General features: G+C 34.9%; 28 protein-coding genes. 13 read left to right on the top strand and 15 right to left on the bottom strand.

Going from position 1 to position 21,063, the window contains the following annotated elements:
• Window positions 1-57 precede the first annotated feature (57 nt).
• The 3 genes from AC2CGR_RS14120 to AC2CGR_RS14110 form a co-directional block, all read right to left on the bottom strand.
• Window positions 58-2,202, bottom strand: coding sequence for an LTA synthase family protein (locus tag AC2CGR_RS14120; RefSeq protein ID WP_131102656.1), 2,145 nt, complete (start codon window positions 2,200-2,202; stop codon window positions 58-60).
• A 234-nt stretch (window positions 2,203-2,436) separates the two neighbouring features.
• Entirely contained in the window at window positions 2,437-2,667 is a 231-nt protein-coding gene (locus AC2CGR_RS14115; protein WP_029440218.1) for a hypothetical protein, read from the bottom strand.
• 11 nt (window positions 2,668-2,678) lie between these two features.
• Window positions 2,679-2,975, bottom strand: a complete 297-nt coding sequence (locus AC2CGR_RS14110; RefSeq protein ID WP_000455572.1) for a DUF3986 family protein — start codon at window positions 2,973-2,975, stop codon at window positions 2,679-2,681.
• A gap of 120 nt (window positions 2,976-3,095) precedes the next feature.
• Between AC2CGR_RS14110 and AC2CGR_RS14105 the strand changes: the two genes are divergently transcribed.
• Genes AC2CGR_RS14105 through AC2CGR_RS14095 form a run of 3 tightly spaced genes read left to right on the top strand, consistent with a single transcriptional unit; the run spans window position 3,096 to window position 5,678 of the window.
• Window positions 3,096-4,103: an ABC transporter substrate-binding protein gene (locus AC2CGR_RS14105; protein WP_131100905.1), complete on the top strand. Its 1,008-nt coding sequence runs from the start codon at window positions 3,096-3,098 to the stop codon at window positions 4,101-4,103.
• Between the two features lie 11 nt (window positions 4,104-4,114).
• Window positions 4,115-4,879, top strand: a complete 765-nt coding sequence (locus AC2CGR_RS14100) for an ABC transporter ATP-binding protein (RefSeq protein ID WP_000009047.1) — start codon at window positions 4,115-4,117, stop codon at window positions 4,877-4,879.
• The gene (locus tag AC2CGR_RS14095; protein ID WP_000368783.1) at window positions 4,872-5,678 is read left to right on the top strand and encodes an ABC transporter permease; all 807 of its coding nucleotides are present in this window, start codon (window positions 4,872-4,874) and stop codon (window positions 5,676-5,678) included. The genes AC2CGR_RS14100 and AC2CGR_RS14095 overlap by 8 nt, the downstream gene beginning before the upstream one ends.
• A gap of 34 nt (window positions 5,679-5,712) precedes the next feature.
• Here the strand turns inward: AC2CGR_RS14095 and AC2CGR_RS14090 are convergent, their stop codons facing one another.
• A complete protein-coding gene (locus tag AC2CGR_RS14090; RefSeq protein ID WP_000849109.1) occupies window positions 5,713-5,940 on the bottom strand; it encodes a hypothetical protein in 228 nt (75 codons plus the stop codon).
• 214 nt (window positions 5,941-6,154) lie between these two features.
• Entirely contained in the window at window positions 6,155-7,270 is a 1,116-nt protein-coding gene (locus AC2CGR_RS14085) for a zinc metalloprotease (RefSeq protein WP_484480944.1), read from the bottom strand.
• 93 nt (window positions 7,271-7,363) lie between these two features.
• On the opposite strand from AC2CGR_RS14085, the gene AC2CGR_RS14080 reads away from it, so the two are divergent.
• Window positions 7,364-8,038 carry an HAD family hydrolase gene (locus AC2CGR_RS14080; RefSeq protein ID WP_484480943.1) on the top strand — a complete coding sequence of 225 codons (675 nt, stop codon included), beginning with the start codon at window positions 7,364-7,366 and terminating at the stop codon, window positions 8,036-8,038.
• Window positions 8,039-8,076: 38 nt separating this feature from the next.
• On the opposite strand, the gene AC2CGR_RS14075 is transcribed toward AC2CGR_RS14080, so the two are convergent.
• The 3 genes from AC2CGR_RS14075 to AC2CGR_RS14065 all read right to left on the bottom strand — a co-directional run bounded on the left by AC2CGR_RS14075 (window position 8,077) and on the right by AC2CGR_RS14065 (window position 9,604).
• A complete protein-coding gene (locus AC2CGR_RS14075; RefSeq protein ID WP_087966595.1) occupies window positions 8,077-8,616 on the bottom strand; it encodes a DUF3267 domain-containing protein in 540 nt (179 codons plus the stop codon).
• A 106-nt stretch (window positions 8,617-8,722) separates the two neighbouring features.
• Window positions 8,723-9,202, bottom strand: coding sequence for an antimutator 8-oxo-(dGTP/GTP)ase (mutTA, locus tag AC2CGR_RS14070; RefSeq protein WP_000276389.1), 480 nt, complete (start codon window positions 9,200-9,202; stop codon window positions 8,723-8,725).
• An 84-nt stretch (window positions 9,203-9,286) separates the two neighbouring features.
• Window positions 9,287-9,604 carry a hypothetical protein gene (locus tag AC2CGR_RS14065; RefSeq protein ID WP_000435820.1) on the bottom strand — a complete coding sequence of 106 codons (318 nt, stop codon included), beginning with the start codon at window positions 9,602-9,604 and terminating at the stop codon, window positions 9,287-9,289.
• Window positions 9,605-9,687: 83 nt separating this feature from the next.
• Here AC2CGR_RS14065 and ytzI point away from each other — a divergent pair, with 83 nt between their 5' ends.
• The 4 genes from ytzI (at window position 9,688) to AC2CGR_RS14045 (ending at window position 11,093) form a co-directional block, all read left to right on the top strand.
• The gene (gene ytzI, locus AC2CGR_RS14060) at window positions 9,688-9,837 is read left to right on the top strand and encodes a YtzI protein (RefSeq protein ID WP_131100911.1); all 150 of its coding nucleotides are present in this window, start codon (window positions 9,688-9,690) and stop codon (window positions 9,835-9,837) included.
• A 213-nt stretch (window positions 9,838-10,050) separates the two neighbouring features.
• Window positions 10,051-10,281 carry a YczI family protein gene (locus AC2CGR_RS14055; RefSeq protein ID WP_000911966.1) on the top strand — a complete coding sequence of 77 codons (231 nt, stop codon included), beginning with the start codon at window positions 10,051-10,053 and terminating at the stop codon, window positions 10,279-10,281.
• A gap of 330 nt (window positions 10,282-10,611) precedes the next feature.
• Window positions 10,612-10,851: a hypothetical protein gene (locus AC2CGR_RS14050; protein WP_270184717.1), complete on the top strand. Its 240-nt coding sequence runs from the start codon at window positions 10,612-10,614 to the stop codon at window positions 10,849-10,851.
• 11 nt (window positions 10,852-10,862) lie between these two features.
• The gene (locus tag AC2CGR_RS14045) at window positions 10,863-11,093 is read left to right on the top strand and encodes a YczI family protein (RefSeq protein ID WP_270184716.1); all 231 of its coding nucleotides are present in this window, start codon (window positions 10,863-10,865) and stop codon (window positions 11,091-11,093) included.
• A gap of 63 nt (window positions 11,094-11,156) precedes the next feature.
• On the opposite strand, the gene luxS is transcribed toward AC2CGR_RS14045, so the two are convergent.
• A complete protein-coding gene (luxS, locus tag AC2CGR_RS14040) occupies window positions 11,157-11,630 on the bottom strand; it encodes an S-ribosylhomocysteine lyase LuxS (protein WP_001141369.1) in 474 nt (157 codons plus the stop codon).
• Window positions 11,631-11,758: 128 nt separating this feature from the next.
• Between luxS and yidD the strand changes: the two genes are divergently transcribed.
• Window positions 11,759-11,995, top strand: a complete 237-nt coding sequence (gene yidD, locus AC2CGR_RS14035; protein WP_000809327.1) for a membrane protein insertion efficiency factor YidD — start codon at window positions 11,759-11,761, stop codon at window positions 11,993-11,995.
• On the opposite strand, the gene AC2CGR_RS14030 is transcribed toward yidD, so the two are convergent.
• Window positions 11,992-12,555, bottom strand: coding sequence for a beta-class carbonic anhydrase (locus tag AC2CGR_RS14030; protein WP_000838159.1), 564 nt, complete (start codon window positions 12,553-12,555; stop codon window positions 11,992-11,994). The genes yidD and AC2CGR_RS14030 overlap by 4 nt on opposite strands.
• 223 nt (window positions 12,556-12,778) lie before the next feature.
• On the opposite strand from AC2CGR_RS14030, the gene cydA reads away from it, so the two are divergent.
• Together cydA and cydB are read left to right on the top strand one after the other, a co-directional pair.
• A complete protein-coding gene (gene cydA, locus AC2CGR_RS14025; RefSeq protein WP_087966599.1) occupies window positions 12,779-14,128 on the top strand; it encodes a cytochrome ubiquinol oxidase subunit I in 1,350 nt (449 codons plus the stop codon).
• Window positions 14,118-15,146: a cytochrome d ubiquinol oxidase subunit II gene (cydB, locus tag AC2CGR_RS14020; protein ID WP_000017662.1), complete on the top strand. Its 1,029-nt coding sequence runs from the start codon at window positions 14,118-14,120 to the stop codon at window positions 15,144-15,146. Before cydA ends, cydB begins: the two co-directional genes overlap by 11 nt.
• A 166-nt stretch (window positions 15,147-15,312) precedes the next feature.
• Here the strand turns inward: cydB and AC2CGR_RS14015 are convergent, their stop codons facing one another.
• The gene (locus tag AC2CGR_RS14015; RefSeq protein ID WP_131100914.1) at window positions 15,313-15,546 is read right to left on the bottom strand and encodes a spore germination protein; all 234 of its coding nucleotides are present in this window, start codon (window positions 15,544-15,546) and stop codon (window positions 15,313-15,315) included.
• A gap of 82 nt (window positions 15,547-15,628) precedes the next feature.
• Window positions 15,629-16,447 (bottom strand): S-layer homology domain-containing protein, encoded by an 819-nt coding sequence (locus tag AC2CGR_RS14010; RefSeq protein WP_087966602.1) that lies wholly within the window; start codon window positions 16,445-16,447, stop codon window positions 15,629-15,631.
• Between the two features lie 708 nt (window positions 16,448-17,155).
• On the opposite strand from AC2CGR_RS14010, the gene AC2CGR_RS14005 reads away from it, so the two are divergent.
• Entirely contained in the window at window positions 17,156-18,193 is a 1,038-nt protein-coding gene (locus AC2CGR_RS14005) for a YdcF family protein (protein WP_087966604.1), read from the top strand.
• Between the two features lie 74 nt (window positions 18,194-18,267).
• Here the strand turns inward: AC2CGR_RS14005 and AC2CGR_RS14000 are convergent, their stop codons facing one another.
• Entirely contained in the window at window positions 18,268-18,585 is a 318-nt protein-coding gene (locus AC2CGR_RS14000) for a zinc ribbon domain-containing protein (RefSeq protein WP_087966606.1), read from the bottom strand.
• A 241-nt stretch (window positions 18,586-18,826) separates the two neighbouring features.
• Between AC2CGR_RS14000 and AC2CGR_RS13995 the strand changes: the two genes are divergently transcribed.
• On the top strand, window positions 18,827-19,699 hold the full coding sequence (locus AC2CGR_RS13995; protein ID WP_484480942.1) for a YitT family protein: 873 nt from the start codon (window positions 18,827-18,829) through the stop codon (window positions 19,697-19,699).
• A 230-nt stretch (window positions 19,700-19,929) separates the two neighbouring features.
• Here AC2CGR_RS13995 and AC2CGR_RS13990 read toward each other — a convergent pair whose 3' ends face one another.
• Window positions 19,930-20,148, bottom strand: a complete 219-nt coding sequence (locus AC2CGR_RS13990) for a hypothetical protein (RefSeq protein ID WP_087966608.1) — start codon at window positions 20,146-20,148, stop codon at window positions 19,930-19,932.
• 95 nt (window positions 20,149-20,243) lie between these two features.
• Window positions 20,244-21,059, bottom strand: a complete 816-nt coding sequence (locus AC2CGR_RS13985; RefSeq protein WP_000071207.1) for a DUF4247 domain-containing protein — start codon at window positions 21,057-21,059, stop codon at window positions 20,244-20,246.
• Window positions 21,060-21,063 lie beyond the last annotated feature (4 nt).

The raw sequence follows: 21,063 nt of genomic DNA, 5'->3' as shown, positions 1-21,063 counted from the left end.
CCCCGTTAAATACTATAAAAAAGAACTTGTATCGATATACAAGTTCTTTTTGTTTTTCTATTTAAAAAGTATCTCTTTACTATACTGCTTTCCAGCAAGTAGATCATATTGGAGCATTTTATATTGCTCTAACATTTCTTTTTGTTCTTTCGTTAAATCTGTTATCTCTTCCCCATCTTTATTAACCTTTAACTCATCTCTAAGAACGGGGATTTCTTTATGCATTTTTGATAAAAATTGATAAAATGGTGATTGATTTAATCCTGCATAATCAAAAACAAGACTAGAAAAATAAATTGGACTTACTAAACCTAAGTTGTCATTTGGCAAATCGTAATTCGCATACATTAACAATGGTGTTTCTGACATAATTAATCTTTCTCTTACCGTCTCTTCATTTTCTATATATCCTGCTTCTTTATAAATAGATTTATTAGTTCCTAACATAGGTAAATGATCTCCAAAGAAGACTAATAAAGTAGGCCTGTCTAAATCATCAAGCTGCTCTACTAAATATTTCAGAGCTTCATCAGACAGTCGTACACCTTCTGTATATGCTTCTAATTCTGCCTTCGATTCCTCTTCTGTTAATCCACTAATTTCTATTTTATTTTCCCCAAACATATTTGGTTTATATGGAAAATGATTTTGCATCGTCACCGCATGAATAAATGTCGGTTGTTTTCTCTTTTTTAATTCATCTATTATTTCTTTACTCATAGATAAATCACCAATATTATCTCCAACTACTTCTTTATTTTTCATCGTGTCTTCTGCATTAAAATTATCAAATCCTAATGTTTTATATACATCTTCCCGTTTATAAAACGATCGGTTAAAAGCATGAATTGCGCTTGCATAATACCCTTGTTTCTTCAACTCACTTGCAATAGATGGAATCTCTTTCTGACTTGGAACAGCTTGTTGATATGGTATAGAACCAGGCATTAAAAGACTCATTGAGTAACTCGTTAATGCTTCAAATTCTGTATTTGCTGTATTCCCTCCAAATGTAGGAGCTATCGTTTGTCCCCCTGGGAAATTCTCTGTATAACGATGTAAATTCGGCACTGGATCTTCGCTAAATGAAAGATTCGTTAATTTTGTTGGATCCCAAAATGCTTCACTCATAATAAATATAATGTTCGGCTTTTCTACTTTTTTGTGTGCTTTTACTTTGCCACTATATTGTTTTTCTATATCCTTTGCAATTTGCTGCATATTTTCTTTTGAATATTCCTCTGGCTCTTTAATAACCGTCGTATCTAAGTTACTTAAAAATCCAATAATAAAACCATTCGCTTTATAATTTGCAGCTTGATTCCATGCACGGATGTCTACTCCACCTTTTATAAATAAATCATTCATAAAAGTAGTAGGATAGTTACTATATCCATACAACATAAACCCCGAGCCACATATTAAAATAATCCTCATCATAATATGTGATTTTATAACTGGAATATACTTTCGTATATACGTAACTACAAATACAATCAACACAATGCCAACGATTGTCAGGAACATATTCCAAAAACTGAAATAATCCATAACCATCGGTATAACGGAGTCCATATGACCAACCTGTGTGAAATCAGACGGATAGAATGGCTCTCCTCTAAAAATAAGCTTAAAATGGTTCACCATCACAAAAATAATTAAAACTAAGCTAGTTATCGTTGTACTTAAGAAAACTCTTCCAAACAAATTATATGCAAAAACATATACCATATAAATAAATAACAGGCTTAATATATACTGCCCATTTTGTAAATACACCCATGTATTTACTACTATAAGGCTCATATCCTCCTGTATCATGATATACATCCAATTCATTGTATGAGCGATTAAAAATAATACGACATAAACTCGAATGGCTGGCCTAAGCTTATGGCTGATGCCTTTATTCAAATGAATGATGTATAGTAGTGCACTCCACAAAACAATAATAAGTATACTTAGCGGTATTTCCCCATTAAAAAAATCTTTAGTTTTCTCAAATTCGAAAGACCTTAACATAACAAAGAATAGCGTTTCTAAACAGATCGCCCACATTCCACTAAGAATGATAGAAATTAATAGATTCTTTCTCGGTTGCTGAGCCGAGAAACTAAAATGAAATTCATCTCTTCTTCGTCGCTGTGTAAAAACATTAAAACGCAATTTATTCCCTCTTTCCTTTACCCCTTCGTCTCGCATCAACAAACATATTGTCATATACAAAATAACATATTTGTATACAGTTAGTCTCCCTATGTGTTTGTATTATACACGTATATCCTTAATTTCCCCTTAAAAAATACACCTTCTTTATCTCTTCTATATTCTAGTAGCATAATAAACGAACTATGCTTCATAAAAATATTACCATAAGAAAAGAACCTACCAACAATGATAGGTTCTCCTTCATTTTAACAGATATGGGCATATTTATCATATAATAGAATACATCCATACTTTCCATATAATACATACGAGTACGATAACTACAAAATCAAAAAGATCTAATCTCGGTCCTTTTTTCATATTCATCTCTAGCCACAAATGAAGCCATTTTATTTGTGTGTATTTTTGGATGTTTTTCTTTGCAAATCGGTAAACGAGTACTTGCATAATAAAAAATCCGACTACAAAAATGAACAAGAAAATGAGAAAATCGACCACAAAATACCTCCCTATTTTTGCAGTGATTTTTCTACTATATGATTTTTCAAAACCCACTCTTCAAATTGAGCACTTCCAAATTCCCAACTAAGATCACGAGCATGTACAGAAAAAACGTAATAACCAGCATATTCGTCCATAAATTTCCCCGTCTCGATCCCATCTTTCTGAAGACCATATGCTCCAAAATTAAAATATACATCCCACACATCTTCATTCTTCCGCTTATAAGCAATCGATTCCATATCACATTCTGTTCCGAAATAATCAAGATGTAAATGTACGCTATCATCATATTCGTACTCCATTTTATCACCCCTTATATTTGTACTTCTTTATCCCCAAAAAAATTCCTGCTATCTACACTCACATATGGGCACTTACCTACATATCATGCTTGTAGAGTGACTTCTAGGAGGTGTTATATAGTGAAAAAATTAATAGCTGTTTTTTGTATCATGTTACTAGCTGTTTTCACATTTTCTGCTTGCAGTAGTAAAAAAGAAGGTACGAAAGAACAAACTCAAAACATTCGGATCGGCGAAGTTACCCATTCTCTCTTCTATGCCCCGTTATATGTTGGGATTGAAAAAGGATTTTTTAAAGAGGAAGGATTAAATATTGATCTCCAAACAACAGCTGGCGGAGATAAAACGATGACCGCCCTATTATCTGGTGGCATTGATATTGCTCTCGTCGGTTCTGAAACGTCCATTTACGTTCATCAACAAGGCGCAAAAGACCCTGTCATTAACTTCGCACAACTTACACAAACAGATGGAACATTTTTAGTTTCGCGTAAAAAATTAGACTCTTTTAATTGGAATGACGTAAAAGGTGTTACGTTTTTAGGACAACGTAAAGGCGGTATGCCGCAAATGGTTGGAGAATACGTTTTAAAGAAAAATGGCATCGATCCTCACAAAGATACAAACTTAATTCAAAACATCGAATTTGCTAACATTGCAAATGCCTACGCATCTGGTACGGGGGAATTTGTACAGCTCTTTGAACCGACTGCAAGTATATTCGAAAAAGAAGGAAAAGGTTATATCGTCGCTTCGTTCGGAAATGAATCTGGTACTGTTCCATATACCTCGTTCATGGCAAAGGAAAGTTTCTTAAAGAAAGATAAAGTTGCTGCTGAAAAATTCACACGTGCTCTCTATAAAGCGCAACAATGGGTTGATACTCATAGTCCAGAAGAGATTGCTGATGCCGTTTCTCCGTTATTTAAAGATACTTCAAAAGACATTACAGTAAAAGTAATTGAACGGTATAAAAAGCAACATTCTTATGCGACAAATCCGCTATTAGATGCGGAAGAATGGAAACAGCTCCAAACGATTATGAAAGACGCTGGCGAATTACAAAAAGAAGTTCCACATGAAGCGCTCGTCAATACAAAAATTGCCGAGAGCGTTATTAAGAAATAGAGGCGAAGTGTATGAGCTTTTTACAAATACGTAACGTTTCTCACTGCTTTTTCGCAAAAGAGAATGCCAAATTGATTCTCGAAGATATGAGTTTACAAGTGGAAGAAGGCGAATTCATTTCTATACTCGGTCCAAGTGGTTGCGGCAAAACGACACTCCTCTCCATTATTGCCGGGCTGCTTGATCCAATTGAAGGTATCGTCTTTTTAGATGGTGAGCCCATTACAACGAAAACTTCATCTATGGGGTATATGTTGCAGCAAGACTACTTGTTCCCTTGGAAGACAATTGAAGAAAATATTATGCTTGGACTTCATATCCGAAACATTTACGATGAACAGACGAAAGAACATACTTTACAGCTTTTAAAGCAAGTCGGTCTACATGATGTAGAGCAGCAATACCCTCGTGAACTATCCGGTGGTATGCGTCAACGTGCCGCCCTCGTTCGAACGTTAGCGACCGATCCAAAAATTTTATTGCTAGATGAACCATTCTCAGCGCTCGATTATCAAACGAAATTGAAACTAGAAGATCTCGTTTTCAGCTTACTACACAAATATAAGAAAACTTCACTACTCGTGACACATGATATTGAAGAAGCAATTGCGATGAGTGATCGTATTTATTTACTACAAGCGAATCCTGGAAAAATTGCAAAAACATTTATTGTCCCAGAAAGCATCCGTTCCTTATCACCGTTAGAATCACGCCACCACCATGACTTCCCATCCCTCTTCCAAAATATATGGAAGGAGCTGGAGCGTCTTGGATAATATAAAGCAACTACATGAACAGTTTCGGAAAAAAGAACGCAGGCGCGCATGGTTAGCACGCTCTTTGCAGCTTTTACTGCTCATTCTTTTCTTTGCACTATGGGAAATCGCTAGCAAAAAAGAATGGATTGATCCTTTACTCTTTAGCTCTCCTTCAAGCATTTGGGATCTCTTCCTTAACAAATGGATGGACGGTTCGCTTTGGGTTCACATATGGACGACATTACTTGAAACGGGAGTAGGCTTCATTCTTGGAACAGTGCTCGGAGCCATTATCGCTACTTTCCTTTGGTGGATACCACTTCTCGCCCGTGTACTTGATCCATATCTCGTCGTCCTAAACGCCATGCCAAAAGTGGCACTTGGGCCGATTATCATTGTAATCTTCGGTCCAAATATTTCTTCGTCAATTGCAATGGGAGTAATCATTTCCATCATCATTACCATTCTCGTTATTTACAGCGCATTCCAAGAAGTCGATTCTAACTATATAAAAGTGATGGACACATTTGGCGCAAATAAATGGCAATGTTATAAACAAGTAGTTCTCCCTGCATCTTTCCCAGCCATTATTTCAACATTAAAAGTGAACGTCGGTTTATCATGGGTCGGTGTTATATTCGGCGAACTTCTCGTCTCTAAACAAGGTCTTGGCTACTTAATTAGCTACGGATTCCAAGTATTTAATTTCACTCTCGTCTTACTGAGCGTACTACTCACCTGTGTCCTCGCAACACTTATGTATGTGTTTGTTGAAGCATTTGAAAAACTTCTAATTGGGAAACGAAAAAAAAGCTGACTTAGGGCAACAGACTATAGTCAGCTTCTTTCTTTTACTTTTTATCACACATCTTTGTTTCATTTTTAACGTTTCCATCCGCAACCGTAACTGTATGGAAACAATCTTTCACACGTACTGTAACGACATTATCTTTTCGATCTATTACATGATAATCATTAAACTTTTTATCCAATGCACTACGAATTTGCTCCCCTTCAAAAATCGGAAAACCGTGAGACATTACCCAAATGAGACCAGCAACAGCAAGAATCGTTTTCATACGTTTCATTACCTCCTCGAGAGTAAACTTATAGTCCCTATAACACGCGCATTATAATTGTGTCTAAATTGTGACATTTTTATACTAATTCTATTTTATAGTGATAGTTCCTTCTTCTTTTTAATAAAAATACAGAATTTTCAATTTTATCAACATAAAAAACGTAAAGAACTACAATTCTTTACGTTTTCTTAGCTAACATATATAACTCGCATTAGTTTCCACTTCGTTGTTCTATCGTTTTCGAAACATCATATAATCCTGCCAACACTTCCACTCTCATTTTTACAAGCTCAGGGAATTGATAGAAAAAGGCAATTTTTTTATACTTTAACTCCGATCCTTCTTTCACTTTTTTTGAATCTTGCAAAATAAATGCTGTAAATGTATCTGCAATATCTTCTGCCACATTTGTCGTTCCATACTGTGATACAAACTCATCATGTTTTTCTTTAAAAAATTCAATTTGCGTTTCTTCACTTTCTTCTACTTTCTTTTCTGTCCACTCCTGCTCAATAGGCTTCCAGAAAGAATTATAGAATTGGTTAATATAAGAGTTTTCCTTCGCACATCCCTCTTGTAAGAAAAGATTTCCACATTTATTTCGGTACGTTGAAATATCTTTATCCTCTTCAAAATCCTTTACATAGTTTTCATCTACTGGTATTTGCTTATGCCCGAGCGTCAATACGTGAGCCGTCTCATGAATTAATGTTTTCATCACTTCATCAATATTTACCGCAGAATCAAGCGTATCTAAGCTAAGAGTCCAGTCTTTCGGATTCTCTATACTAGGCATAACGTGAGCAACAACACCGTCATAACCATCCGTTATTAAATCAAATTCTGTTATACTCCCGCGATACTTAGCTGGAATAAGCGTGCGATACATATCCCATAAATCTTCATGATACCCTCTATCTTGACGTTGTTGTAGCACCTCTTCTTTCGCTTCTTTATCTTCAGCGAATACTTTATTTAAACGTTTCCGTTCTATTTTTTCAAAATAAGGATCAACAATTTCATCACCATCAATATAATAAGAAGCTAAAAAGAAATAATTTTCATCATCATCTTCTTTTTTCTGCTCTGCCTCTTTCATATCCGCACTTTCCTGCTCTTCTATATCATAATCTTCTACTGCTTCAAGCTCAGATAATCCATCTATTTTTTCATATACTTTTTGAAGTTTCTTATCTCCTATTTCCACGCATTCTTCTTCTGTTTTACAAATTTCTTTTTCTTTCACACTCTTCATAGAACTATCGCACCCTGCTAGTAAGCCGATTGCGACCATAACCCCTACTAACTTACCATACAGTCTCTTCATACAATCCTCCATTATTCCATTCTACAAAAATATCATAATCATTTTTTAACGAATATGCGATAATTAATTATAAAAACTGTAAGGAGGTTCCCCATGATTCAGGCAGTCTTATTCGACTTAGATGGAACACTATTAGATCGGCGCCAATCTCTAGAACAATTTATTCCTGATCAATATAATCGCTTTACCTCTCACTTAATGAACATAGAAAAATCCGAGTATTGTTCTCGGTTTCTTGCACTCGATAATAATGGCTATACGTGGAAGGATAAAGTGTATGATATTCTCCTTTCCGAATACAACATTACTACTTTAACGCAAGAACAACTGCTGCACGACTACATTACAAATTTTCAACATCATTGTATCCCTTTCCAAAACATGCATGAATTACTTCAACGTTTAACACAACAAAATATTAAAATTGGTATTATCACAAACGGCTTTACTGACTTTCAAATGAACAATCTTCGCGCACTAAACATACATACGTATACAAATACGATTCTCGTTTCAGAAGCGGAAGGAATTAAAAAACCGCATCCTGAAATTTTCGAACGAGCTTTAAAAAAGCTAGATGTTAAGGCCACAGAATGTCTTTACGTTGGGGATCATCCAGAAAACGATGTGCTTGGTTCTGAACGAGTAGGGATTCTTGGTGTGTGGAAGAGAGATTCATTTTGGGGTGACTTTAATCATTTACGTGTGGTGGATGATTTATTGGAGGTGCTTTCGTTTTTAGAGGTAGAGACAAAAACAAGACAATAGTAAAAGGAGGCTTCGTTTCCCGAACGCCTCCGCTTCCTTTATGATTCATATACTGTAAATTGCGGTTTACTCGGATGATCTTGAACTAGCGCATCATCTGGAAACTTTGAAACTTTTTGATATAAGGCAATGTCACCCATGCAACCTGCTGTTAGTAAAATTCCTAAAAATGAGATTGATGGCATATTCGTAGCTAACCCAATTACAATTGGCAAAATTCCAGTTGGTAAAAACGGAAGCATTAACACCTTCTTCATTTGCTTTACTGTAATCGCCTGTTTAGAATGAGCATATGCAACACCTAATCTCCAATTGACGCCCCATGTTAGTTCACTCCACGGAACGCCTCCGATATAACGAAATCCTATTAAATGTATCGCTTCATGAATACAAACAAGAACAAGCAGCGTGATAATAAAAAGAAGCATAGTTAGTAATGTAATTTCCAATTGCACCTCACCTGAAAGAAATGCATGTAAAAAACTAATTCCAATCGCTAGAGCGAATATTATAAGAAATGCATAGATATTTAATTTAACCATCGAAAGAGTAACAGTTGTTTCTTTTCTTTTATCCATCTTTCCCCTCCTAAAATGTAAATATATCTTTACAAAATTGTATAATATATCCAAAATAATGTAAAGATATCTTTACATTTAGACACAAAAAAAGAAACCGGCCACTTTACTTCGTAAAACAGCCGATTTCTTCTATATGTTTCATCGTACGCGCCAATACATCGTCGCGCATTATAAAGCTAAATTTTCTATCCGTTTTAATGTTGTCAGGAATGTCTGTTAATAAAACAGATCCTTTCGTTTCTTCGTAATGCGTATGTTGTTCTACCGCACTAATTGTTGCAAAATAAATGTTTTTAATGATTATTTTGTCTTTTCCAGATACTTTATATTGTCCTAAGTAAGTTAAATCAGAAACTATGCCGCCGGTTTCTTCATGAACCTCTCGAACTGCCGCTTCTTCCGGTGTTTCCCCTAGTTCTACTTTACCACCTGGAAATTCAAGACCGCGACGTAAATGATGCGTTAATAACCATTGATCCCCGTACCGGCATACAACCCAAACATGCTTTGGCTCAGGAGAAAATGGATAACGTTCAAACGATAATTGTACAGTATTGTGGTAATAATCTTTAAATTTGTACATGCCATTACTCCCCTATTGATGGTTACAAGTTTTTCCTACCACAAATTGTAGCATATTCTCGCTTTTCTGCATAATATTATCCAATTATAATCCATTGATTATTCCCATTTGCGCGACTAATTCTTTCGTCTCATGATTTCCTAAATCGTAAATCATTTTATATGCTTTTTGTAGTTGTTCATCATATCGGTCATTATTTGAATCGTGATGATACTCAACAAATGGAACGTGGGAGCGTACAAATGAACCTAAATCCTCTACATATGCTTGATCAAAGTACTCTCTTAATTCCGTAATTTCCTCATCATTTGCGGAAATCTCAAAATTATACGTATCCGCTGTCTTCACTTGTGAAATTTGACCGTTTCCTATTGATATATAATATGTTTTTTTCTGCTCCATGTAACACCCTTCTTTCATCCTTTTTATTTCTATTGTTTTCATCAATTACAAAATTATGTAAAATAAAGAAAAGGAGGGATTTCATGTTTAAAATATTAATTATCGGTATGATCATCGTCCTATTCATATTAGTACTCTCCGTCATGACGATTAATAAAGGCTACGCTTATAAACATTCCGTCGATAAACCAGAAGATAACCCGTATACAAAAAACAGCAAGAAGAATTCATAATACGCTTCGTATACTACTACTTATTTTAGGCCACACCATATCCAATATTCGTTTACTAGCAGGTCAGCATAACTTTCTACCACTTTCACAATTTCTATTAAGAGCTTTACTATTCCTCATTGCCCTTGAACAAATAAAGAAAAAAAATTCAAGAATCGGATTTATTTAGATTTTCCTCATCATTAGCTATACAAAATAACAGGGGGGAAATATATGCTAAAAGGATTACAGATTACTTTTGCACTCATTGCATTATGTATAACAATATACGGATATTTTACTGGTAATAGAGAAATGATGCCTTATATGTTCATTTTCTTAGGATTAATGGCTTTCACTATAGGACTAGGAGAAATAAAACAAGACAGAAAATCTAGTGGCATACTTGCTTTTCTCGCTGGATCTGGCGCTTTATTTCTTAGCTTCTCAGAACTATTCCGGTAAATCATCTATTTAAGGGGGACTTACATGCTAACTGGATTACGGATTGTTTTAGGACTTTTCACGTTTCTCATACTCTCTCTTTGCACTTATATCCAGATTACCGATCATTTCTCACTTCTCCCATACGTACAATTTATTCTCAGTTGTTTCTTTATTCTTGTCGGAATTAACGCAATTATATCCGGACGAAAATCAATGAGCATTCCGTTTTTTTTCGTTTCTAGCCTTATATTCTTCATTTTAATATCGAACTACTTTCGCTACATGTAGAATGAAATTCCAATCAATTTAGCATTTATCATTATTTTCTTTCTACTAAGGAGGGCTAAAATGCATATTAGACAAATACAACTCATCATCGTTTTTATTACTTTAGTTCTATGTCTATACAGCACATTTACAATGAACTTTCAAATCCTTTCACCTATCATTTTGTTCCTTTTTAGTTTATATGGCATTTTAGTAGGCATTGAGACAATTCAAAAACAACAAAAGCAAATTGGATTCATTAGCATCGGTTTAAGCATGTTTACAATTATTTTTGTTATTCCATTTATACTGTTCTACTAAAGAAGGATTCTATGTTTAAAAACACTCGAAGTATACTCGCAACGATTGCCCTCATCCTCGCTATATTTAGCCTCTTTGCAAATATCTCTATACTTTTGTCATTCGTATTCATCCTTTTAAGTATTATGTTTATCCTTTTTGGAATCGATGAAATAAAGAAACAGGAAAAAGCAAAAGCATTTGTTTATTTTCTCGGTTCTGCCTTTGTTTTATATGTTGGTGTATCTAGTTTTTTTTCATAAAAAGAAGAATATGGTCGCCCTTAATACAATAAAAAAAACTGCCCTTTCACAGGCAGTTTTTCTTTATCCAAATACTTTCTCAAGTTCATCTTTATCTTGGCTTAACCAGAAGTTCATTAAGCGTTTTGCTCCTTCTAAATCGTGAAGCTTCGCTTGACCACATTGTGTTTCATTTGCAGCTGGAATTTCTGTAATTTGAACCGCATCTTTTAATGTTAATTCTAATAAATCAATGATTTCTCGAACTGTCGGTGTTCCGCTTACTACAAGGTAATATCCTGTTTGGCAGCCCATTGGTGAAATATCGATAATATCAAAATGCGGATAACGATCAATATATTTACGTAAATTAAATGCTAATAAATGTTCTAACGTATGAATAACATCTGGTTTCATTGCTTGTTTATTCGGTTGGCAAAAACGAATATCAAATTTATTTACAATACCGTCACTACCTACATTGTGAACTCCGCAATGTCTTACATAAGGTGCCTTTACAATCGTATGATCTAATTCAAAGCTTTCTACTGATGGCATACAACATCTCTCCCGCTTTTAATTTAATTCCGTTATATCCAATATGATATAACGGAAATGCACATTAGTAAAGTATTATGTACAGTCGTGCTATAATACTTTAAGAATATGCTGAAAAGGAGACCGTTATGAAACAGATTTTTATTGGGATTATACACTTTTATCAAAAATTCATTTCTCCAATGACACCGCCAACTTGCCGCTTTTATCCAACTTGTTCTCATTACGGATTAGAGGCGTTTCAAAAACATGGTGCCCTCAAAGGCTTTTGGCTTACTTGTAAGCGTATATTAAAATGTCACCCTTTCCACCCGGGAGGATTTGATCCTGTCCCAGATAAAAAGGATGACAAAGTAAATTCTTAATTGTCGTAACCATTCACAACTAAATCTAATTTTCCTGTATCAGGATCGATAACAAGACCGTGAACAGGTACTTCTTCTGGAAGTAATGGGTGGTTGCGAAGTACTGATACGCTATGTTCTACACTTTCTTCTACACTAGAGAAACCGCGCAAGAATTGTTCTAAATCGATTCCAGAATAACGAAGCATATCTAATTTCTCTTCTGTTATACCGCGCTCTTTCATTTTCTCAATCGTACTGCTCGCTTGAATTTTTGCCATACCACAATCATGGTGACCCACTACACATACTTCATCAGCACCAAGTTCATATACAGCGACTAAAATACTACGCATAATACTTCCAAACGGATGTGAAATAACAGCGCCTGCTACTTTAATAATTTTCACATCGCCGTTACGCATATTCATCGCTTTCGGCAATAGTTCAACAAGTCTTGTATCCATGCAAGAAATAATGACCATCTTTTTATTTGGAAATTTCCCCGCTACAAACTCTTCATATTTTTTCTCTTCAACAAATTTCTCATTGTATTGCAAAATCTCTTCTAATGACTTCATAGTAAAGGCCCTCTTTTCTCTCGTTTACACTACATAAATAGTGTACCAAAATATGAAAAACTCAAAAAGGATATCGCTTTATAGTAGAAATAAGATATTTTCAGATAATCGACATAATTCTTTCAAAATATACACACAGCTTTGTAACAAGTTTCACATACTTTAAACGTATTTTCACTATAAACTGATTGTAGATAATGTAAAAAAGGAGTGAATATTTATTATGTCCGACGTTCTGTTACTGAGTCGTTTTCAATTTGCAATTACTATTTTTTATCACTTTTTATTTGTACCTTTGACAATCGGACTTGTTATTTTAGTAGCATGTATGGAAACTCAATACGCCCGCACATTGAATCCAACATACCGCAAAATGGCAAATTTCTGGGGTAAATTATTTACAATTAACTTCGTAATGGGAATTATAACCGGGATTACGATGGAATTCCAATTTGGAACAAACTGGTCTGAGTACTCCAAATATATGGGAGATATTTTCGGATCTCCTCTCGCAATTGAAGCACTCGTTGCCTTCTTCTTAGAATCTACTTTCATGGGAATATGGTTATTCGGTAAAGACAAAATTTCACCAAAGTTCCGTGCCTTCTGTATGTGGATGGTTGCACTTGGAACAAATATTTCCGCCCTTTGGATTATTACAGCAAACGGCTTTATGCAAAACCCTGTTGGCTACGTTGTGCGTAACGGCCGCGCTGAATTAAATGATTTCTGGGCACTCGTTACGAATCCATACGCTTGGAATATGTTCTTCCATACTGTAGTTGGTTGTTATATTGTTGGTGCTTTCTTCGTTATGGCAATTAGTGCCTATCACTTATTACGTAAGAATGAAGTTGAATTCTTCAAAAAATCATTTAAATTTGGCTTAATGTTAGGCTTATTCGCCGCAACAATTACACCGTTTATGGGACATCAATCTGGTGTATCAGCAGCTAAATATCAACCAGCTAAAGGTGCTGCGATGGAAGCTGTTTGGGAAACTGGAAAAGGACAAGGCTTCTCGATTGTTCAAATTCCTGATGTAAAAAACGAAAAGAACTTTGAATTCCTAACGATTCCAAAATTAGGAAGCTTCTTCTATACAAATTCATTTGATGGCGAAATTGTTGGTTTAAAAGATATTCCGAAAGAAGATCGTCCAAATGTTAACCTCGTGTACTATAGCTTCCGCTTAATGGTTGCACTTGGTATGTTCTTTATGGCATTAACTTGGTACGGTTTCTATTTAAATCGAAAAGGAAAACTAGAAAACTCAAAACGTTACTTAAAAATTACAATATGGTCTGTTTTACTACCATATATCGCAATTAACGCTGGTTGGATTGTTGCCGAAGTAGGTCGTCAACCATGGACAGTTTATAAACTAATGCGTACAGCAGAATCTGTATCACCTATATCTGTCCCGCAAATTTGGTTCTCATTAATTAGTTTAATCTTGTTCTACACTTTACTTTTAATCGCAGACGTATACTTAATGCTGAAGTTCGCGAAAAAAGGACCAGCAGCATTAGAGGAACCTGTTACTGAGGGAGGTGCATATCATGTCTCATGATATGCTTGCGATCATCTGGTTTGGTTTATGGGGCGTGATTTGGACAGTTTACTTCATTCTTGATGGATATGCACTTGGTAACGGAATGATTTTTCCTTTCGTTACGAAAGATCGACAAGAACGAAATCAATTACAAGAAGCAATTGGCCCATTCTGGGGCGGTAATGAAGTGTGGTTAATTACAGCTGGTGGCGCAACATTTGCTGCCTTCCCAGTCACATATGCAAATATGTTTAGTTATCTATATACACCGTTATTTTTAGTATTACTTGCACTATTTGCTCGTGCTGCTGGACTTGAATTCATGCATAAAGATGATTCACCAATTTGGCAAAAAACTTGTAAATGGGCATTTGCAATTGGTAGTTTCTTAATTGCTTTCCTATTCGGTGTTACATTTGCTAATCTTTATTACGGACTACAAATCGGAAAAAATGGCTATGAAGGAAATTTACTTAGCTTACTAAATCATTACGGTATTTTAGGAGGGTTGTTCTTCACTGCTATATTCGTCGTATCTGGTGCCCTTTGGGTTATGATTAAAACGACTGGTGAAGTATCCGACCGTGCTTATAAAATCGCAAGACCGTTTTCAATGGCAGCTGCTATTATTTTAGCTATTTTCTATGTAGCAACTGCAAATCGTACAAATTTATTCCAAAACTTCACAGAATATCCGGTACTATTCATTCTTCCAGTACTTGCAATGTTAATGAGTGTACTCGCACTTATTATGGTGTACAAACATAAAATCGGCCTTGCATTCACATTCGTTTGCTTAACAATCGCAATGTTTATGACAACAGGCTTTGCGGGTATGTTCCCAAGAATGTTACCATCTCGTATTAATGATGCTTATAGCACAACGTTATACAACGCAGCTGGTAGTCAATTAAACTTAAAAATTATGTTCTTCGTTGCAATGGTTATGGTACCAATTGTTATTGGATATCAACTTTGGAGTTACAGTATCTTTAAAAATAAAATTCATAAAGACTCTGCCAAAGGGTATCACTAAAATGAAAAAAGACACTTCGTTTGAAGTGTCTTTTTTATACGTATGATTTTCGATAGGATGTTATATTTCTAATCTAACAACTATAATACAGAAGAATCATTAACAGCTCACAGCTAGATTGTAGCACAGAGCAAGTTCATCATTTTATGCAATTTTACATATTTCTCTATAAAGTAAACTGTATTCCTTGATCATTCACGTCGCTATCCCCTACATCCGTTGTACTAATACCACTAAATGTTTGTACTTTCATTCCTGTGTTCGATGATCCCGATCCATTATACGCTTTCGTTTTTTCAATTGGCTGCACGTTATATTTATCTCCTAAATTAATCGTTCCATTGCAGTTTTCAATAATAACACCTTCCACAACTGATGGCATTTTGTCACCTACTTTCATTTCCTTACTTTCATTTTATGAACAGCGCCTAAAAAAATAGCATGTTTCCATAAGAAAAAGCACTCAGTCTGAGTGCTTTTTCTTATTTACCTTTTTTCTTTTTCTCACAAGCAATTCCATCGCCATCACGGTCTAAATGCTTACCATAATATGGACTATCTCTTGTAATGTCATAATATCCCGCATCGTTTGCTTCTTTACAGTTCGCAAAACGTTTCGGATCTGGTTTCACTTCCGGTTTTACTTCTGGTTTCGGTTGTGGCTGTGGTTGTTTTGCTCCTGGCCTTTCTTCAAGTGGTAACGTTGCATTATATAAGAACTGAACGTATTGCTCACGACTTACATGCATTTTAGGTGCGAATTTACCATCACCAGTTCCAGCCGTAATATAATTTGATTTAATTGCAGTAATCGCAGGATTCGCCCATCCATTTCTATCTACATCCGGGAAATTATGATCCCCTCTAATTTGCAATTGGAATCCTCTTGTTAAAATTTGTGCCATTTCTTCACGAGTTAACGAATCTTTCGGTCTAAATTTCCCTGTGTTATCTCCTACGAATACACCCATCTCTGTTAAAGCAAGAATCTCTTTTTTAAACATAGTTGAACGATCCGTAATATCTTTATATGGATTATTATACTGTTCTTTTACTGTCGGTTTTAAATGACGAAACATAAGAGCGGCAACTTGCTCACGCGTTACATCATCCCCAAATCCAAAAATCCCATTTCCGTATCCAGCAACAACGTTTTTATTTGCTAAATCCATAATTGCTTTATAAGACCAATGATTGTTTGGAACATCTTTAAAACCTGCGCTTGCTTGCGCTGTTCCAATTGAAGTAAATGCTGTAGTTGCAACAAGTGCGCCTGTTAAAATTAATTTTTTAAATCCCATACTTAAGTCTCCTTCTCTTTCTATAATAACCATTTAACAATATAACAGATTATTCAAATGTGTTTTGTCACATTCTGTCGAACACAAAAAAGAATCCAGCAGGATTCTTTTTTGTTAAGCATGAATGGCAATTTTGGAGACAGTTGACTTCTTCAAAAATTTATTAGGGGTAATATTTTGAAAAAGAAAGCCTTTCATATGTAGGTTAACATCACTGGAATATATAGTAAATTGATAATATTTATACGGAAGATTGCTAATGTTTAGTATAGATACTTTCCACTATATCAACAGTGAAAAGTATCTATATGAAACAACACAAAAACGCCTTCAAAGAAGACGCCTTTCATAAACAGACACTATAAAACAGAATTATTTATTGTTATACGATTGTTAGATACAAAAAGTAGAGGGAAATGTTTGTATTACATTCTGCTTTATAAAGTATGTCTACCACTTATATTTTAATCCTCTTCAATTGAAAATAAATATAATATGCATAATTACATACCAAAAAGAAAAGACACTCCATAGAGTGCCTCTTCAACCATTTTACTTTTAATATATCGCTTTGAATATATTGTAGCATATGTATCCATATATTTTATTGAGAAAATTCAAAATCCTTTTTCTTTCATTTCCAGTTATAAAATCATGTAATATAAAAGGTATGTCAAATTCTTATACAAGTTGAGGTGTACTATATTTATGCTGTATTTCGGAATTATCCCTCTTATACTGTTTATTATTTTTCTTATCTCCTATTTAAAAGATCCACGAAAAATAATAAACGGCTTTTTATTTAATACCTTTATCTGTTTTTTCCTTCTTTTTTGTGTAATTATATCTGTGAATTCAAGTAGTGATATCTTACGCTATATTATCATTTTACCTATTTTAGCACTTATCATTATGATTCCTTTTGGCATTATTGCCTTAATGTTTGGGTTATTTCTTAATGCTAGAATTTTAATGAAGCGAGAAGGACGACGTTTCACTAACTGTTTAACACTTCTTGCAGCTTTAGGGATTTTATTCTTTATGTTACTTCCTATTATAAGTCCAGCAAGTTTGTTCTCATCACATTTAGAGCCTATTTTCGCTGGTATTTCTCTTATAACAGTATATTTCTTTATACACTTATCTAATTTCTTAACTGCTTATTTTCTATACCAATTCAACAGACCAAGACGTAATCAAGATTTCATTATCGTTCTTGGAAGTGGCTTAATTAATGATAAAGTACCGCCTTTACTTGCAAGTCGTATTCATAAAGCAATCGACTTTTACTGGAAACAAGCAGCGGTGAATACACCACCAACGATTATATTCTCTGGTGGCCAAGGTCCAGATGAAGGCCTTCCTGAAGCAGAAGCGATGCAAAAGTACGCTGTTGAAAAAGGAATTCCACTTGAACATACAGTACAAGAAAATCGCTCTGTAAACACATATCAAAATATGTCGTTCTCTAAAGATATTATGGATTCTTTAAAACCAGATGGTAAGTATAGAAGTATCTTTACAACGAATAATTTCCATCTTTTCCGCGCAGGTATATATGCAAGACAAGCTGGTCTTAATAGCCAAGGAATTGGATCAAAAACAGCCTTTTATTATTGGCCTAATGCAATGATTCGCGAATATGTCGCAATCGTCGTTATGGGACGTAAGCGCCATATGAAAATATGTGGAACTATTTTAGGTTTTGCTTTATTCCTAACAGTCCTTAGTTTTATTATTTCTTAATAGCTATCAAATAAAAGGTCCCCTGAACGCTTTATACAAAGGGGACTTTTTTTATATCTTTCAGTCCATCAAATTTAAATAAGTAACATAACAGCATACAACACATTAATTATTCCAGAAACCAATCCAACAATGGCAAATGTTTTACTCGTACCTGTCACTCTTTTGTTTAAACCTAATATAGAAAACACGATAGCTACACTACCAATAAGCCCCCATAAGTTAATAAACCAAGATATTAATCCAGTGATAAAACCAACTAAAGAAAAAACTTCTATACCGCTATTTGAAACACTTCCCTCTATCGTTTTATAGCTAAGACTCTCTCCGCACTGCCCGCAAAACTTGCTGCCCTCGTTCGTTTCATTTCCACATTTCGTACAGTATCCCACAGAATCCCCTCCTTAAGATCAATGCCCAAAATGTATATGTCCATACTATTGATTCTACTTTTTTATATCAAAATTATGACCACCCTCTAATCTTCTACAATTGTATTTTAAATAATAATATGGTGATAATATTCCCTGCATACATCCATTAAAGGAGAATTTTTTCAAATTAAATGTTAAAATGGTAATTAGGTGTGAATTACGTAACAAATAAGAAACTAGTTTGAAACGAGGAAATTATATGGAGAAAATTATCAAAAACAAGCCCAATAAGCTAAAAATTGCTTCAAAAGCTTTGATGATTATTATTGGGGCATTTATCACAGCGTACGGATTAGAAGCAGTATTAATTCCAAATAACGTATCAGACGGTGGTGTAACTGGTTTAAGTATCGTTAGTTCAAGATTATTTGGATTGCCATTAGGAGCTCTAATCGCAGTTATTAACATTCCTTTCGTTTGGTTAGGATATAAGCAAATCGGTAAAAGCTTTGCGATTTATTCCATTATCGGGATTGCTTCATTAGCAATAGGTACCGTTGTCATGCACGGAATACCAGCTATTATTGAAGGCGATACATTATTAGTTACAGTTGTTGGTGGTATTATCATCGGTTTTGGTATGGGACTAGCATTACGTAACGGCGGGGCATTAGATGGAATCGATATGCTAGCTGTATTGCTTTCTCGTAAGTTACCATTTGGAACGAGTGACCTTATTTTATTCTTAAACATGTTCGTATTTATTTTCGTATCAACAGTATTCGGCCTTCAAGGAGCTATCCTTTCGGCAATTGCTTACTTTATTGCTTCGAAAGTGATTCATATCGTTGAAGTTGGTTTAAGTGGTTCGAAAGCATTTAAAATCATTACAAAAGAGCCTGAATTGATGGTAGAAACAATTCGCGGCCGTTTAGGCCGAAGTGCAACATATAACGAAGTATACGGTGGTTATTCAAGAGAGAAATTCAAAGAAATTTCTTGTGTAATTAACCGTTTAGAAGAAAGTAAAATGAAAGAACTTATTAATGAAATCGATCCACACGCCTTTATTACAGTTTATGATGTAGCAGAAGTAAAAGGCGGTAACTTTAAGAAACGTGATATTCATTAATCATTATGAAAAAAGAGGGTGTGCCAATATGTTGGCATACCCTCTTCTTTTACCATTATCAGTTTTTGTCGGTAAGTCGATATATTTCGATAATCGCTGATATATTTTAAGTTGTGGTCGATATATTCCAATAATCGCTGATATATTTTGAGTTGTGGTCGATATATTCCAATAATCGCTAATATATTTTGAGTTGTGGTCGATATATTCCAATAATCGCTAATATATTTTTACTCGCCCCACCGGCTCCCTCGTTTAATCCACTCTACATACTTTTGAAAAAACGGCACTTCTTGTTGAAAATGAAGCGGAACATATAGAAAAAGAGTACATGTACATAGTATCCATAGAATACCTACTACAAAGTGAAATTTCATCGTTGTGCTAATGAACAAACTTAAGAATAATACGAGGAACATAATTACACTAAATCTTTTATACATAGTCATAATAATCTCCTCCTTATAACTTCATTGTACCAGCTATAAGGAATTAATTTCCATAAAAAAAACCGAAAAGCAAATTCCACTTTTCGGTCTCCCTACTATCTTCTCTTCGTAATCTTTCCTGAACCACCGACCCTCGTTTTCGGAGGAGATGTATTCCTTGGCGGCGTTTTAATAGATGATTTTGGCTTCACATCTGATCCGCTCGAACCACCTGGTGTTTTCGTTATTTTCCCTTTACTTCCAGTAGAAGGCGGAGGCGTGCTGCTTCCTTTTTTCGTAATACTTCCTGTATCTCCTACAGAAGATTTCGAATCTACATTATCGCCGCGCTTAATGATAGATCCTTTCCCTTCCTTCGTAATTGGAGGCGGGGTTTTCTTTTCTTCTTTCGTAGGCGGTCTCTCTGGAATAACTGGTTTATGATTTTGTCTGTCATTATATCCGCGATAATCACCGTACGATGATTTTCGTGAACCGAATATATCGTTTAAAATACTACCCATAATATATCCTTGTAAGAAGGACGGTTGGTAATTTTGACGGACAAACTCTTTATTACTTATTTCAATTAACGTATCAGATGGCTTCTCTTTATCCTTTTGCAGATTATAAATCTTATCAGAATAAACGAGGAACATTTGATTTTCGTCTTCTTTAGATGCTTGCTTCGGTTCTCTTTCATTAATGAGTTCCTTTGCGACTTCAGGAACTGACCGATTGGCGGCCCTATACACGTAAGATTCTTGTTTACCTTCTTTTGCGACAGATTCAAGCGGATAACGGTCTTGAATCGACTTTGTCTGTCCGCCCTGACAACCTGATAAGGCATATCCAGCAACAACAAGTAATGTAACGATAGCAAGTATAGGGATCACGAACGATTTAATCATGGTAAACAATCGGTTTGACATGATT

The organism is Bacillus sp. LSHTCR4 (assembly GCF_057197025.1).
Note: the sequence above shows the minus strand (reverse complement) of the source record. Positions and strands in the feature narration are given on the sequence as shown.